Here is a 14,521-nt window from a genome sequence, read left to right on the forward strand (position 1 = left end):
TTTTTTACAAATATTGGAAAAAACTTACTAATTCGCGAATGCTAATACTAAAAGAAAGATTAGAAATAAAAGATTTTCTGCGCATTATTTTTAATGACGAGGATCTTGCTGTAGACGAATCTATAGTGAAGAGAGTGGATGATAGCTTTAGATTTTTGGAAAAATTTTCTGAAAATAAAGTAATCTATGGAGTAAATACTGGATTTGGGCCAATGGCGCAATATAAGATTGATGAAAAGGATAGAATTGAACTACAATATAATTTGATCAGAAGCCACTCTTCAGGTACAGGCAAAGCGATGGAACCGGATTATGTAAAAGCATTAATGCTGGCTAGACTCAACACCTTATCTTTAGGTAAATCCGGTGTAAACACTTCAGTTATAGAAGGCTTGAAAAATCTTATTAATAACGACATTACACCATTGATTTTTGAACACGGAGGAGTTGGTGCAAGTGGTGACCTAGTTCAATTGGCACATTTAGCACTAGTACTTATTGGTGAAGGAGAAGTTTTTTATAAAGAAGAGAGAAGAAATACCTCAGAAGTTTTTAAAGAACTCGGTCTAAAACCAATAGAGGTGAAGATAAGAGAAGGATTGGCATTAATGAATGGTACTTCGGCTATGACCGGAATAGGTATTGTAAATGTAATCAACGCTCAGAAATTATTAGATTGGTCTATTTCTTGCTCTTCAGCAATAAATGAAATTGTAGAAGCTTATGATGATCATCTTTCTGAGGAATTGAATCATAGTAAACTCCACTTAGGGCAACAAGAAGTTGCTCGTAAAATGAGAGAACATCTTTCTGATAGTAAGCTTACAAGAGATCGTACAGAACACTTGTATTCTGGACAGAATGGGGATACCTATTTTAAGGAAAAAGTTCAGGAGTATTATTCGCTTCGATGCGTTCCTCAGATTTTGGGCCCTGTTTGTGATACTATAAAACACGTAGGCAGAATATTGATTGAAGAATTAAATTCTGCAAATGATAATCCAATTATTGACGTAGCAACAGAACACGTATATCACGGTGGTAATTTCCACGGAGATTATGTTTCTCTGGAAATGGATAAACTTAAGTTGGTTGTTACTAAATTATCCATGCTCGCAGAGCGTCAATTAAATTACCTTCTTAATTCTAAGCTTAATGATATATTACCACCTTTTGCAAATTTAGGTCAATTAGGATTTAACTTCGGGATGCAAGGTATTCAATTTACTGCAGTATCTACAACAGCAGAAAATCAAATGCTCTCTAATCCAATGTATGTACACAGTATACCTAATAATAATGATAATCAGGATATTGTTAGTATGGGTACAAATGCTGCTAATATGACAAAAACGGTGATAGAAAATACTTTTGAGGTATTAGCTATTGAATTGATGACTATTGTACAGGCATTGGAGTATTTAGATTTTGGAGATAAACTATCTAGCAGAACTCAAAAGCTGGTTAAAGATATCAAAAAAATTGTTCCTCCTTTTACCAAAGATTATATTACATATCCCTTCGTTCAACAGGTAAAGGACTTCCTGAAAAAAAACGATGCATATTAAATATTTTGATTAAGATTGTATTCAGAATAAACATGAGTAAAGCATGTTTACCTGTGCGGATATATGGGGACTAATAGATAAACCTTAAATATAAATATGATGAAAAAAGCACTTTTAATCACACTAACATTAGTATTTGGTTTACAAATATTATGTTCTCAAGAACTTGCAAAAGTTAGAGAAGACGGAAAATTTGGATACATCAATAAGAAAGTAGAATTTATAATTAAACCGCAGTTTAAAAAAGCCAATAGTTTTGCAGATGGCGTTGCATTAGTTTTAGATGGTAAAAAATGGGGATACATAAACCCTGATGGAAAGTGGCTTCTGGAACCTCAATTCGATAAAGCAAAAGATTTTGACGGAGGTGTAGCCTTGGTTGTAAAAGACAAGAAATGGATGTATATCGATAAACTAGGGAAAGAATTAAACTTATCCAGCGCAGAAAAATTATATCCTTTTAACGATGGTGTAGCTTTTATTAGAGCGGATAAGATGGTAGGTTTAATGAATCCAAAAGGAGAAGTTATCGCAAAACCAACCTATAAAATAATTAAAGGTTTTCAGAATGGGTATGCAAGATTTGCAAATCAGTCCGGCCAATGGGGTATCATAGATAATAAAGGAAATATAGTCATCAAGCCAGAATATACTTCTATCGGGAATTATGTAAATGGTGTTGCTCGTGCAGAAAAAGGAGAAAATGTGTTCGGTATTGCTACTGCTGAATCATTCAAAAAAGTTGATGGAGCAACAAAAATATGGGATTTTAGAGAAGGAGGAAGATACACCATTGCAGAGAAAAATGAAAAAATAGGCTTTGTTGATAAACAGGGTGCTTGGGTAATTGAACCTCAGTTCGAAAAAGCAAAAACTTTTGAAAATGGATATGCGGGTGTTTTTAATGGTAACAAATGGGGCTTTATTGATACTAATGGTAAAGTAGTTATAGAATATCAGTATGATGATGTTGATTTTTTTGACGTTAACGGACTTGCTCCGGTTAAAATTGAAGAATGGGGATTTGTAAATACCAAAGGAGAATTAGTTATAGAAACTAAATATGGAATTACTGCGGGTAGTTTTGGGTTTTTATCTGGGAGAGTAGCTGAAAAAGGATTTGTAGATGGTTTGGCTCGTGTAAAATATAACAAACAATGGGGGTTTTTAATGCCAGACGGAAAACTTTTAGGCGATAAATGGTTTGAAAATGCAGAGCCTTTTGTGAAAATTAAATAAGCGCTTCGTTTCCTGATAACATTAGACGTTTGTTAAAGTTGTTAGGAATCTTTTAAATTTGTTAATTAAATCTTAATTTGGAATAATTGTTGTTTCTGTAGATCCAATGATTGTTTTAATTTTAAAACCGATGTTGTAAATGAAATACGCCCTTGTTACTGGTGGATCCAGGGGAATAGGAAAAGCAATTGCCATAAAATTGGCAAAAGAGTTAGCATATCCTATTCTGATAAATTATCAGTCAAATGATGCCGCAGCTAATGAAACTAAAAAACTGATACAAGATGATGGAGGTCAATGTGAATTGTTAAAATTTAATGTTGCCGATTTAGAAGAAACACATCAGGTTTTAGATAGTTGGAAAAGTGATAACCCGGATGCAACAATAGAAGTTATTGTTAATAACGCTGGAATTACCAGAGACGGTTTATTTATGTGGATGAAACCGAAAGATTGGCACGATGTGTTGAATATAAGTCTAAACGGTTTTTATAATGTAACGAATCATCTTATTCAGAAAATGTTAACAAACCGTTATGGACGTATAATAAATGTAGTATCCGTTTCTGGAGTTAAAGGAACTGCCGGACAAGTTAATTATTCTGCAGCAAAAGGAGCTTTAGTAGCCGCAACAAAAGCATTAGCTCAAGAAGTAGCAAAGCGTAAAGTGACAGTAAATGCGGTTGCACCAGGTTTTATTAAAACAGATATGACAGCGGCAATGGACGAAAAGGAACTAAAGCGTATGATACCAATTAATCGTTTTGGTGAAGCAGATGAAGTTGCTGATTTGGTTGCTTTTTTAGCATCAAAAAAAGCATCATATATAACAGGGGAAGTTGTTAATATAAATGGAGGAATTTATTCATAAATGAGTATGCGAAGAGTAGTTATCACTGGAATGGGAATTTATTCCTGTATTGGTACTAATGTAGATGAGGTAAAAGAATCTTTGTACCAAGGGAAATCTGGTATTGTTTTTGAACCATCTCGAAAAGAATTTGGCTATAGATCAGCACTCACAGGAACTGTACCTAAACCAAATTTAAAAAAAGAATTAAGCAGAAGACAACGGGTGAGTTTTGGTTCGGAGTCCGAATATGCTTATATCGCAACAAAACAAGCATTTCATCAAGCTGGTGTTGATCAGGATTTTTTAGATAAAGAAGAAATCGGTATTCTGTTTGGTAACGATAGTACTGCAGAGTCGGTGATGGAGGCTATTGACAAAATAAGAATTAAGAAGGATACTACATTGGTAGGATCGGGAGGAGTTTTTAAATCAATGAATTCTACAGTAACGATGAATCTTTCTACCGTCTTTAAACTTAAAGGAGTTAACTTCACCATTAGTGCGGCTTGTGCCAGTGGTTCTCATTCCATAGGGATGGGATACCTTTTGATAAAACAAGGGTTGCAGGATTATGTATTGTGTGGGGGAGCTCAAGAAATAAATGACTATGCGTTTGGTAGTTTTGATGGATTAGGTGTTTTCTCAATAAACGAAGCGAACCCTACCAAAGCATCAAGACCTTTCGATAGTAAGAGAGATGGACTGGTTCCTAGTGGAGGAGGAGCAGCACTGTTTATGGAGTCTTATGAAAGCGCCATAAAAAGAGGGGCTACGATTTTGGGAGAAGTCGTGGGTTATGGTTTTTCTTCTAATGGAGATCATATTTCTACCCCAAATCAAGAGGGACCCGCAAGGGCAATGAAGCGTGCTGTGGAACAGGCTGATATAAAGCCTGAAGATATAGACTATGTAAACGCACACGCAACATCTACACCTATTGGAGACGCAAATGAAGCAAAAGCGATCAACGAGGTTTTTGGGGAGTCAAAACCATACGTAAGCTCTACTAAATCCATGACGGGACACGAGTGCTGGATGGCAGGAGCTAGTGAAATAGTATATTCATTAATTATGTTGAATAACTCATTTATTGCGCCTAATATTAATTTAGAAGTTCCTGATGAGGATTCAACAAAGTTAAATTTAGTAAAAGAAACGGTAGATAAAAAAATTGATGTATTTTTGTCGAATTCATTTGGGTTTGGGGGCACAAATTCTGCAATCGTCATTAAAAAGATTGAATAGAAAAAAATTACTAGAAAGATGATGGAAACAAGTGTAATTGTCGAAAAAGTTGATGAATTTTTGATAGAAGAATTTGAGGTGGAAGCAGATGAAATTGCTCCTGATGCGAACCTTAAAGAAACATTGGATCTCGATAGCCTAGACTACGTTGATCTTGTAGTGGCCATAGAAGCTACTTTTGGAGTTAAATTGGCAGGAGACGATTTTGTCGGTATAGAAAGCTTCAAAGATTTTTATGATTTGATAGAACGTAAAGTCAATATTTAGAGCATACAATGGCCCAATGGGAAGGTAAAGCTAAAGGAACACCTTTAGGATATAGGATTTTTATTTTTTTTATAAAGAACTTAGGTCTTAATGCTGCTTATTCTGTATTAGTATTTGTAGCAGCTTATTACGTTGTGTTTTCGTTTTCTACAACTAAGACAAGTTATTATTTTTATAATAAAAGACTCAAACAATCCTTCTGGAAATCACTGATAAGTGTTTATAAAAATTATTTTGTATTTGGTCAAACTCTCATAGATAGAACAGCTATATCTTTTGGTTTAAAAGATAAATTTACTTTTACCTATGATGGGAGGGATAAAATACAAAACCTTTTGGACAAAAAAGAAGGAGGAATTGTCTTTAGTGGTCATGTTGGTAGTTTTAATATCGCACGTTATTTTTTTGATGAATTTGACCTTACTAACACTGGAGTTAATCTAATAGTAACAGATCAGGAGAATGAGCAAATTAAGCAGTACGTGGGAGCGGTTTCTGACGATACTACAATGAAATTTATCGTGATTAAAGACGATATGTCGCACATTTTTCAAATGAATAATGTTTTAGCTAATGGAGAAGTTATTATTTTTGCGGCAGATCGATACGTAGAAGGGATTCAGTTTATAGAACATCACTTTTTCGGAAAACCTGTAAAATATCCCTCTGGACCTTATAAACTAGCTGCGAGAAAGAAGAAACCTATTCTTTATATGTATATTATGAAAGGATCAGGTAAGAAATATCATTTATATGCACGAGAGCCTGAGTTTTCAGAGTCCTCTGTAAAACCTAGCCATGTATTAAAAGAGTATGTTAGAAATACTGAAATTATGGTTAAAAAGTATCCCTTACAGTGGTTTAATTATTATGATTACTGGGATGACCTTAACACCTAATTTATGAAAAACATACTTGTACTCTATTATAGCCAAAGTGGTCAATTAGGTGAAATAGTAGCAAACCTTATAGAACCACTAAAGTTAGATGAAAACTGCTCGGTAACGGTTCGTGAAATTCAACCCAAAGAATCTTATCCATTTCCGTGGGATAAGAAAGATTTTTTGCAGGTTTTTCCAGAATCATATTTGCAAATTGCAAAACCAAATGCGCCTATTCCTAAAGAAATAAAAGCAAAAAAATACGATTTAGTTATACTTGGGTATACAGTTTGGTACCTTTCTCCTTCCATACCAATAAATTCTTTTTTGAAAAGTGATGAGGCAAAAGAACTACTTTCTAATACACCAGTTATTACGGTTAATGGATCCAGAAACATGTGGATTTTAACGCAAGAAAAAGTAAAAAGATTATTAGTAGATTGCAAAGCCGAATTAGTAGGAAATATTGCGTTTGTTGATCGGCATTGGAACCACATTAGTGTGATTACAATTGTCCATTGGATGATGACTGGTAAGAAAACCAAATATTTGGGTGTTTTTCCTAAACCCGGAGTTTCTGATGAGGATATTAGTGGGGCAGATACATTTGGAAGAATCATAAAAAGACATCTTTTTCAGAAAAATTTTGAACAACTTCAACAGGAGTTAGTAAGCGATGGAGCAGTTAGGATAAAACCTTTCTTAATTCGGTCAGATAAATCTGGAAATCATATCTTTAGTAAATGGTCAGCACATATATATAAGGTAGGGCTTAAATCACCAAAAAGAAGAGCAAAATGGTTAAACTTTTTTCAGTATTACCTACAATTTGCGATTTGGGTTTTTGTACCTATAGTTTTTATTATATTTTTGTTGACTTATGTGCCTTTTTACGCACGCATTAAAAAGGATATTAAATATTATCAATCAACAAGATTACGGTAAGTAATCATTATTTATGAAAAACGTTTACATAACAAAAACAGGGCATTTTTTGCCGAATGAGCCGGTATCGAATGATGAAATGGAGAAAAGATTAGGGATGATTGATGATCAACCTTCTCGGGCGAGAAGGATTGTTTTAAGAAATAATGGTATTAAAGAAAGATACTATGCTGTGGATAATGATGGAAATTTAACTCATAATAATGCCCAACTGACTAGAGAAACGATTAAAAATCTTTGTGATTCTGAATTTTCCGAAAACCAAATAGAATTACTTTCTTGTGGTACATCCACTCCAGATAATTTATTGCCATCTCACGCGTCAATGGTGCATGGTTTATTAAATACGAAGAATAGTATTGAGCTTAATACAGCTTCGGGAGTTTGTTGTTCAGGAATGAGTGCATTAAAATATGGGTTCCTTTCTGTTAGATCTAATAGCACAAAAAATGCGGTATGTACTGGTACAGAAAGGGTTTCTACTTGGATGCAGTCCAGAAAGTTTGATAAAGAAGTAGAAAATTTAAAATCGTTAGAGGAACAACCAATTATTGGTTTTAAGAAAGATTTTTTACGATGGATGTTGTCAGATGGAGGAGGTGCATTTTTATTAGAAGATGAACCAAGAGGAGAAAACCCATTGAGGATTGATTGGATGCAAGCATATTCATATGCACACGAATTAGAAGCGTGCATGTATGCTGGAGGAGATAAAAGTGAAGATGGAAGCCTAAAACCTTGGAGTGAATATGAACCCGAAGAATGGTTATCAAAATCTGTTTTTTCACTTAAACAAGACGTTAAAATATTAGATAAGCATGTGGTTCCTAAAGCCGTTTCTAGTATGAAAGATGCTTTTCAGAAAAATAATTTGAAGGAAGAAGAGATAAACTATTTTTTACCTCATATATCCTCATTTTATTTTGAGGAAAGATTGAATAATGAAATGGTAAATCAGGGAATTTCAATTCCTAAAAATAAATGGTTTACAAACCTGGAAAGAGTTGGTAATGTTGGATCTGCATCGATTTATTTAATGATTAATGAACTTAAAAATTCTGGAAATTTAAAAAAGGGAGATAAGGTTCTAGCAATGGTTCCTGAGAGTGGTCGTTTTTCGTATTTTCATATTTTACTCACAGTATGCTAATGGATAATCAGCTAGATGATAAGATAACAGATGCAAACTTCATCAAAAAGTTGATCCCGCAAAAAGATCCTTTTGTGATGATAGACAAATTGATACATTTTGATACAGAAAAGGTAATTTCTGGATTGAAAGTAACATCTGATAATCTATTGAGTACGGATGGATATTTTACGGAAGGTGGCCTTATAGAGAATATGGCGCAAAGCATTGCGTTACATAGAGGATATAGAGGCTACATAAATCGTGGTAAAGATCAAAAACCAAAGACTGGCTTTATAGGCTCCATAAAGTATGCGACTATTTATACCTTGCCAAAGGTTGGAACAGAGCTCATAACTACTGTAGAAATTATTGCGGAAATTATGCAGGTTTCTCTTGTGAAAATAGAAGTGAAAGATATAGAGGGTATTTCGATAGCGTCTTCTGAAATGAAGACCATTATTGTAGACTCTTAACACTTATCGATTTCCTTTATAACAACCTAAAAATTAATTAGTATGAAAAAAGAGGAAGTACCTCAGGACGAAAGTAGCCTTTCAAAAGCTAATATAAAGGAAGTAGTGTATGCTGTTGATAAAGATGGTAATTATGGAAAAGCACTTAGTTCTGGTTGGGATGCAAAGACGATTGCATTGAATGAGTCTCTAGAATTAATAGAAGAACAACTTCGGGAAACTATTCAAAAAATAAAACAGGGCGTATTGAGTCCAATCGCCTATTATATGGAATTACAGCGCATGGATGTCGTGGTCTTATCAGGGTATGTAGGTTTATGGCAATGGCGTGTAAAAAGACATTTAAAAGCAAAGACCTTTAATAAACTAAGCGAAAAAATACTAAAGAAATATGCCAAAGCTTTCGAGGTTTCTTTAGAAGAACTTAAAAATCCAAAGATTTGAAAATAAACTTCGAACACAATCAATCCGCTCATTGCGAAAATGGGGTGGTTTCTAATTTATTGAATTATAATGGACTAAAAGTAAGCGAACCCATGGTTTTTGGTATTGCTTCTGGGGTCTTCTTTATTTATATTCCTTTTATAAAAGTGAATTTTGCACCAATGTTTAGCTTTAGACCAGTGCCAGGGTTTATCTTTTCTCGGGTAAGTAAAAGGTTAGGGTTTAAGATCAAAAGACATAAGTTCAAATCCACAGATAAAGCGCAACAAACATTAGATGAGGAACTTTCAAAGAAAAACCCTGTTGGCTTACAAGTTGGTGTCTATAATTTAACATACTTTCCAGATGAATATCGTTTTCATTTTAATGCACATAATTTAGTCGTCTATGGAAAAGATGGTGATGACTATTTAATTAGCGATCCTGTTATGCCTGAGGTGACCACGTTAACTTCTAAAGAGTTAGAGAAAGTGCGTTTTGCCAAAGGACCATTTGCTCCTAATGGGCATATATATTATCCAACGCAATTACCAAAAGAAGTAGATCTTAAAAAAGCAATTACAAAAGGCATTAAAAAAGCCTATAGACACATGTTAGCACCTGTTCCAATTGTTGGGTTTAGAGGTATTAGATATGTGGCAAAGCGAATCCGTAAATGGCCCGAAAAAATTGGAGTAAAGAAAACAAATCATTATTTGGGTCAACTAGTGCGTATGCAAGAAGAAATAGGAACTGGTGGAGGTGGTTTTCGATTTATTTTTGCTGCATTCTTACAGGAAGCTTCCATTATTATGGAGAATCCAAGGCTTGCAGAGCTTTCAAAAGAAATGACTGTAATTGGTGATCAATGGAGAGATTTTGCTATTGATGCTTCTAGGCTTTATAAAAATAGGAGTAGAGAAACAGATGCATACAATAAGATTGCTGATAAATTAGATACAATTGCTCTGGCTGAGAGGGCTTTCTTTTTAGATCTTAAGAAAGCAATTAAATAATTAGCCATGGATACTACTCCGCTTATTCAGGTACAAAAAGTCTCTAAACAATATAAAGGAGCGGCTTTTCTTTCTTTAAATGATGTTGATTTACAAATAAGTAGAGGAGAAGTGTATGGTTTATTGGGACCTAATGGAGCTGGGAAAACTACATTAATATCTATTTTATGTGGTTTAATTAAACCAACTTCGGGAGATGTAATGATTGCTGGTAAGAATTTTAAAAACAATACCAAAGAAATTCAAAAAATAATAGGGGTGGTGCCACAAGAATATGCATTATATCCAAAATTGACAGCAAAAGAGAACTTGTTATACTTCGGAAGCTTGTTTGGAATGACAAAGGCTGAATTAAAACCTATTGTGTTATCACATTTGGATCAATTAGGGCTACTACCTTTTGCAGATAAAAAAATAAAAACCTTCTCTGGGGGAATGAAAAGAAGGGTAAATCTTATTGCAGGGATACTTCATAATCCAGAACTTTTGTTTTTAGATGAACCAACTGTTGGGGTAGATGTGCAGTCAAAACAGGCAATTACTAAAAAGCTTAAGAAACTCAATGAATCGGGTACTACGATAATTTATACGTCTCATCATCTTAGAGAAGCACAGGATTTATGCTCTTTAGTAGGCATTATAGATGCGGGAAAAATAATTGCAGAAAACACTCCAGACGCATTGATTTTAGACACAAAGGATGCAAGAAATCTAGAAGACGTATTTATTGTACTAACAGGAAGAGAACTGCGGGATTATGCATAGAATTTTAGCTTCCATACAAAAAGAGTTTCTTCTATTACTTAGGGATCCTGGTGGTCTGGTTATTTTATTTCTAATGCCAATAGTTCTAGTGGTGACCATAACTCTAATTCAAGATGCTACTTTCAAATCCGTTACCAGTAATTCTATAGAAATCCTTCTAGTTGATAAAGATCAAGGAAAGTTATCTGATGAAATTCAAAAAAGTTTTGAAGATATAGAGTTTCTAGAGCCAATTTCTGAAATAGACAATAGTCCCTTAACTGAAGAAAAAGCAAGTTTATTAGTAGCTTCCGGCAAGTATCAACTAGCAGTAATAATTCCTAAAGGATTAAGTAGTGATCTCCAAAATCAAATAGACAAAAATATTAATAAAATTCTTGAAGAATTCGAGGGGACAGAGAATGCTACGAAAGTAGCAGATGTCCAAGGTAAGGTATCTAGTAAAGTAGTGAAACTTTATTTCGATCCAATAACTCAGGAAACGTTTAGGAATGCTGTCATTTTTGCGGTGGATAAATTGGTGGCTACTATAGAGACCAAATCGATCTATGAAGCTTTTGAAAAAGAATTGGGGGAGTCTCAGAGCCTTACGTCTTTTAATAGGGATAATTTTGTAAAATACGAACAAATCAATCCGTCGTTATCTGGAGAATTGGTGATACCTAATTCTGTACAGCATAACATCCCCGCCTGGACATTATTTGCAATTTTTTTTATGATTCTACCTTTGTCATTAAATCTTGTACACGAAAAAGGTCAGGGAACCTTTGTGCGATTGCAAACCACACCGGTTCGTTATGTTACAATCATAGGTGGTAAAGCCTTTTTGTTCTTATTGGTAAGTTTGTTACAGTTTACATTAATTTTATTATTTGGGATATATGTGTTTCCTGAACTAGGTTTACCCATTTTGAACTTGGGGGATCATTTAGTATTGTTGTATCTTGTGGCTTTAGCTTCTGGATTAGCTGCTATTGGATTGGGTATTTTACTAGGAACGGTTTTTAATTCTCATGAACAAGCAGCTCCGTTTGGTGCAGTTTTGGTTGTCTTATTAGCTGCGATTGGAGGAGTTTGGGTACCTGTATTTGCGATGCCAGACACTATGCAAATTATAGCTAAAATATCTCCTATGAATTGGGGGCTGGAAGCTTTTTATGATTGTTTCTTAAGAAAAGGAAGTTTAGAGGATATTCTTCCTGAAATTGGTTTGCTAATTGGTTTTTTTATTAGTACTATCGTAATTGCTATATTATATTATGAAAAGAAAAAGGCGGTCTAAAGAAATTATAACAGATATCAAACATCTCCACGAAGTGAGAGTCAGGTTTAATGACTGTGACCCATTAAGCATCGTGTGGCACGGAATCTACATAACATATTTTGAAGAAGGGCGCGAAGCTTTCGGTAGGAGTCACGGAATTTCTTATCTACACGTTAAAGACAACGACTTTGTTACCCCTATTGTTAATTCTAATTGCGACCATAAATTACCATTAAAATACGGAGATATAGCAACGGTAGAAACAATTTATGTAGATAGTCCTGCGGCCAAAATGATTTTTAGATATAATGTATATAATCAAAATAAGGAATTAGTTTGTGTTGGTCAAACTACCCAAGTATTCTTAGATATGGATGGAAATATGTCTTTGAGCATTCCTGAATTTTTTCTGGATTGGAAACGTAAAGTTGGGTTGCTATGAAAAAAGTCTACTTAGTTTCAGATAATATAATTTCACCTCTTGGATTTTCTACTAAAGAGAATATACAAAATCTTCGCTTAAATAAAACAGGAATTAGAAAAATTGAAGATGATCAAATATGGTCAACCCCATTTTTTGGTGCTGTAATTAAAAGTGATAAACTTTCTGCTGCCTGGAAAGATATTTCAGATAAAGAAGGATATACCAAGTTAGAAAAGATGATGCTATTGTCTGTTTCTAAATTATTGGATGATAATCCATCAATCGATATAACAAAAAGTGGGGTCATCATTTCTACTACCAAAGGAAATATCAACAGCCTAAGAGCTCAAGAAAGCGAAAAATCATATTTGAGTAGTATTTCTAAAACTATACAACGATTTTTCAAACTCGATCAAACACCTGTAGTACTATCCAATGCATGTATTTCTGGCGGATTAGCCCTTGCGGTAGGAAAGCGCATGATTCAATCTCAACTTTTTGAAGATGTGGTGGTAATTGGTGGTGATTTACTTTCTGAATTTACACTCTCGGGTTTTTTTTCTTTTCAGGCTGTTAGTCCAGCACCCTGCAAACCATTTTGTAAATATAGAACCGGAATTAGTCTTGGCGAGGCAGCTGCAAGCGCTTGGCTTAGTGCAAACAAAGAGAATGTAACAGAATACGCAATAAGTATTACAGGAGACGCTTCGGCAAATGACGCTAATCATATTTCTGGACCCTCAAGAACTGGAGAAGGGCTTTTTATAAGTGTTACGAAAGCATTAAACGAAGCCGGTCTTGAGAGTGATCAGATTGACTATATTACAGCACATGGAACGGCAACTCCATATAATGACGAGATGGAGGCTATCGCTTTTAATAGAGCAGGAATGAAGCATATTCCAATCAATAGCCTAAAAGGATATTATGGACATACATTAGGAGCTTCAGCATTAATCGAAAGTATCGTTGCCAGACATTGCTTACTTAATAATGAGCTGTTTGCTTCTTTAGGTTTTCAAGAACTTGGAGTGTCAGAGGCGATTAATGTGATTACAAAAAATTACCAAAAAGATATAAGCAAAGTATTAAAGACAGCTTCTGGTTTTGGAGGATGCAATGTGGCGTTGATTATCGAAAAAGAAGAACTGTGATTAAGGAAAAATTATACATATCAGATTTTTGCTCACTCCGCGACCATAAAGTATTTAAAAATGGAGAACAATTATACGCAGATTCAAAATCTGATAATCTGAAAGACTTTACCAAAGGGATTTACAAATTTTTGGATATGAAGTATCCAAAATTTTATAAGATGGATGAGTTGTGTAAACTAGGGTTTTTAGCCTCAGAGATTTTATTGAAAGATATGAATGAGGTAGATGAGAATACAGCGTTGGTGTTATCGAACAAAGCATCGAGCCTTGATACAGACAGAAAACATCAAGAAAGTATTCAGGATAAGAATAATTTTTATCCATCTCCGGCAATATTTGTTTATACCTTACCAAATATTATCATGGGAGAGATAAGCATCAGAAATCAGATGAAAAGCGAAAATGCCTTTTTTGTAACAGAAAGTTTTGATACTAATTTGATAACTAAATATGCTGAAGTTTTATTACAGACAGGAAAAGCCAGTAATGTTATTTGTGGCTGGGTTGATTTGGATAATGATAAATATGACGTATTTTTGGCTTTTCTTTCAAAAAAAGGCAAAAAAGAGCTAACAAAAGAAGAATTAAATAAATTATATAATCAATAGTTATGGCTGAATTAAGAGAAGAGCTAAAGGAAAAATTAATAGAGCAACTAAGCCTTGAGGATGTAGAGGCAAGTGAGATAGGAGATGATGATCCGCTTTTTGGTGATGGTTTAGGGTTGGATTCTATTGATGCCCTTGAACTGATTGTATTGTTAGAAAAAGATTATGGAATTAAACTAAAAGATCCTAAAGAAGGTAAAGCAATATTTGAGTCAATTAGCGTCATGGCCGATTATATTTCAAAACACCGCACAAAATAAT

The 14,521-nt window shown here is 34.2% G+C and carries 17 protein-coding genes; all 17 read left to right on the plus strand.

Features of this window, described 5'->3' with window-relative positions; all coding sequences use genetic code 11:
* The first annotated feature begins 38 nt into the window (after positions 1 to 38).
* The 17 genes from flxA to ACWGOQ_RS07305 all read left to right on the plus strand — a co-directional run bounded on the left by flxA (position 39) and on the right by ACWGOQ_RS07305 (position 14,520).
* Positions 39 to 1,568: a flexirubin biosynthesis tyrosine ammonia-lyase FlxA gene (gene flxA, locus ACWGOQ_RS07225; protein WP_452057281.1), complete on the plus strand. Its 1,530-nt coding sequence runs from the start codon at positions 39 to 41 to the stop codon at positions 1,566 to 1,568.
* 99 nt (positions 1,569 to 1,667) lie between these two features.
* A complete protein-coding gene (locus ACWGOQ_RS07230; RefSeq protein WP_452057282.1) occupies positions 1,668 to 2,807 on the plus strand; it encodes a WG repeat-containing protein in 1,140 nt (379 codons plus the stop codon).
* Between the two features lie 139 nt (positions 2,808 to 2,946).
* Positions 2,947 to 3,678: a flexirubin biosynthesis SDR family reductase FlxB gene (flxB, locus tag ACWGOQ_RS07235; protein ID WP_452057283.1), complete on the plus strand. Its 732-nt coding sequence runs from the start codon at positions 2,947 to 2,949 to the stop codon at positions 3,676 to 3,678.
* Between the two features lie 6 nt (positions 3,679 to 3,684).
* Positions 3,685 to 4,905, plus strand: coding sequence for a beta-ketoacyl-[acyl-carrier-protein] synthase family protein (locus ACWGOQ_RS07240; RefSeq protein WP_452057284.1), 1,221 nt, complete (start codon positions 3,685 to 3,687; stop codon positions 4,903 to 4,905).
* Between the two features lie 21 nt (positions 4,906 to 4,926).
* Complete coding sequence (locus ACWGOQ_RS07245) at positions 4,927 to 5,172, plus strand: acyl carrier protein (protein WP_452057939.1); 246 nt, start codon at positions 4,927 to 4,929, stop codon at positions 5,170 to 5,172.
* Positions 5,173 to 5,180: 8 nt separating this feature from the next.
* Positions 5,181 to 6,071 (plus strand): lysophospholipid acyltransferase family protein, encoded by an 891-nt coding sequence (locus ACWGOQ_RS07250; RefSeq protein ID WP_452057285.1) that lies wholly within the window; start codon positions 5,181 to 5,183, stop codon positions 6,069 to 6,071.
* Between the two features lie 3 nt (positions 6,072 to 6,074).
* The gene (locus tag ACWGOQ_RS07255) at positions 6,075 to 6,998 is read left to right on the plus strand and encodes an NADPH-dependent FMN reductase family protein (RefSeq protein WP_452057286.1); all 924 of its coding nucleotides are present in this window, start codon (positions 6,075 to 6,077) and stop codon (positions 6,996 to 6,998) included.
* 13 nt (positions 6,999 to 7,011) lie between these two features.
* Positions 7,012 to 8,148: a dialkylresorcinol biosynthesis protein DarB gene (gene darB, locus ACWGOQ_RS07260; protein WP_452057287.1), complete on the plus strand. Its 1,137-nt coding sequence runs from the start codon at positions 7,012 to 7,014 to the stop codon at positions 8,146 to 8,148.
* Entirely contained in the window at positions 8,148 to 8,603 is a 456-nt protein-coding gene (locus ACWGOQ_RS07265) for a hotdog family protein (RefSeq protein WP_452057288.1), read from the plus strand. The genes darB and ACWGOQ_RS07265 overlap by 1 nt, the downstream gene beginning before the upstream one ends.
* A 42-nt stretch (positions 8,604 to 8,645) precedes the next feature.
* The gene (DarG, locus tag ACWGOQ_RS07270) at positions 8,646 to 9,047 is read left to right on the plus strand and encodes a flexirubin biosynthesis protein DarG (protein ID WP_452057289.1); all 402 of its coding nucleotides are present in this window, start codon (positions 8,646 to 8,648) and stop codon (positions 9,045 to 9,047) included.
* Positions 9,044 to 10,042: a BtrH-related acyltransferase DarH gene (gene darH / locus ACWGOQ_RS07275; protein WP_452057290.1), complete on the plus strand. Its 999-nt coding sequence runs from the start codon at positions 9,044 to 9,046 to the stop codon at positions 10,040 to 10,042. The genes DarG and darH overlap by 4 nt, the downstream gene beginning before the upstream one ends.
* A 6-nt stretch (positions 10,043 to 10,048) precedes the next feature.
* Positions 10,049 to 10,807 carry an ABC transporter ATP-binding protein gene (locus tag ACWGOQ_RS07280; protein ID WP_452057291.1) on the plus strand — a complete coding sequence of 253 codons (759 nt, stop codon included), beginning with the start codon at positions 10,049 to 10,051 and terminating at the stop codon, positions 10,805 to 10,807.
* Positions 10,800 to 12,089, plus strand: coding sequence for an ABC transporter permease (locus ACWGOQ_RS07285; protein ID WP_452057292.1), 1,290 nt, complete (start codon positions 10,800 to 10,802; stop codon positions 12,087 to 12,089). The genes ACWGOQ_RS07280 and ACWGOQ_RS07285 overlap by 8 nt, the downstream gene beginning before the upstream one ends.
* Positions 12,067 to 12,513 carry an acyl-CoA thioesterase gene (locus ACWGOQ_RS07290; protein WP_452057293.1) on the plus strand — a complete coding sequence of 149 codons (447 nt, stop codon included), beginning with the start codon at positions 12,067 to 12,069 and terminating at the stop codon, positions 12,511 to 12,513. The genes ACWGOQ_RS07285 and ACWGOQ_RS07290 overlap by 23 nt, the downstream gene beginning before the upstream one ends.
* Positions 12,510 to 13,649, plus strand: a complete 1,140-nt coding sequence (locus tag ACWGOQ_RS07295) for a beta-ketoacyl synthase N-terminal-like domain-containing protein (RefSeq protein ID WP_452057294.1) — start codon at positions 12,510 to 12,512, stop codon at positions 13,647 to 13,649. The genes ACWGOQ_RS07290 and ACWGOQ_RS07295 overlap by 4 nt, the downstream gene beginning before the upstream one ends.
* On the plus strand, positions 13,646 to 14,260 hold the full coding sequence (locus tag ACWGOQ_RS07300; RefSeq protein ID WP_452057295.1) for a 3-oxoacyl-ACP synthase: 615 nt from the start codon (positions 13,646 to 13,648) through the stop codon (positions 14,258 to 14,260). The genes ACWGOQ_RS07295 and ACWGOQ_RS07300 overlap by 4 nt, the downstream gene beginning before the upstream one ends.
* A gap of 2 nt (positions 14,261 to 14,262) precedes the next feature.
* Positions 14,263 to 14,520, plus strand: a complete 258-nt coding sequence (locus ACWGOQ_RS07305) for a phosphopantetheine-binding protein (RefSeq protein ID WP_452057296.1) — start codon at positions 14,263 to 14,265, stop codon at positions 14,518 to 14,520.
* The last annotated feature ends 1 nt before the right edge of the window (position 14,521 follow it).

It is taken from the genome of Aquimarina ulvae (genome assembly GCF_053613295.3).